Origin of the sequence: Streptomyces sp. NPDC014864, assembly GCF_043081525.1 — a bacterium.
In the GTDB taxonomy this organism is placed as follows: Bacteria; Actinomycetota; Actinomycetes; order Streptomycetales; family Streptomycetaceae; genus Streptomyces.
Map to the genome: position 1 here is coordinate 1 of NZ_JBIBWT010000059.1, position 1,030 is coordinate 1,030.

General features: G+C 67.7%; 1 protein-coding gene. It reads right to left on the reverse strand.

Going from position 1 to position 1,030, the window contains the following annotated elements; all coding sequences use genetic code 11:
- Positions 1 to 1,030: flavodoxin-dependent (E)-4-hydroxy-3-methylbut-2-enyl-diphosphate synthase (gene ispG / locus ACF1A5_RS33880; RefSeq protein WP_392196669.1), on the reverse strand; the 1,030-nt coding region annotated here is incomplete at both ends.

Here is a 1,030-nt window from a genome sequence, read left to right on the forward strand (position 1 = left end):
CCGCCGTGCTCCATCTGCGCGGCCAGTTTCATGGCCTCCTCGATCAGGGTCTCCACGATCTTCGACTCCGGAACGGTCTTGATGACCTCGCCCTTGACGAAGATCTGCCCCTTGCCGTTGCCCGAGGCGACCCCCAGGTCGGCCTCACGCGCCTCACCGGGACCGTTGACCACACACCCCATCACCGCCACCCGCAGCGGGACCTCCATCCCGGTCAGACCCGCGGTGACCTCCTCGGCCAGCTTGTACACGTCCACCTGGGCACGCCCGCACGACGGGCAGGAGACGATCTCCAGACCCCGCTGCTTCAGATTCAGCGACTCCAGGATCTGAAGGCCCACCTTGACCTCCTCCGCGGGCGGCGCGGACAACGAGACCCGGATGGTGTCACCGATCCCCTGCGACAGCAGCGCACCGAACGCCACCGCCGACTTGATCGTGCCCTGGAACGCCGGACCGGCCTCCGTCACCCCCAGGTGCAGCGGATAGTCGCACCTCTCGGCAAGCTGCCGGTACGCCTCGATCATCACCACCGGATCGTTGTGCTTCACCGAGATCTTGATGTCCCGGAAGTCGTGCTCCTCGAACAGCGACGCCTCCCACAGCGCCGACTCGACCAGCGCCTCCGGCGTCGCCCTGCCGTACTTCTGCAGCAGACGCCGGTCCAGCGAACCCGCGTTCACACCGATCCGGATCGGCGTCCCGTGCTCCTTCGCCGCCCGCGCGATCTCCCGCACCTTGTCGTCGAACTGCTTGATGTTGCCCGGATTCACCCGCACCGCCGCACAACCCGCCTCGATCGCCGCGAACACGTACTTCGGCTGGAAGTGAATGTCCGCGATCACCGGGATCTGCGACTTCCGCGCGATCGTCGCCAGCGCGTCCGCGTCGTCCTGCGTCGGACACGCCACCCGCACGATCTGGCACCCCGACGCCGTCAGCTCCGCGATCTGCTGCAACGTCGCACCGATGTCCGACGTACGCGTCGTCGTCATCGACTGCACCGACACCGGGGCCCCGCCCCCGACCG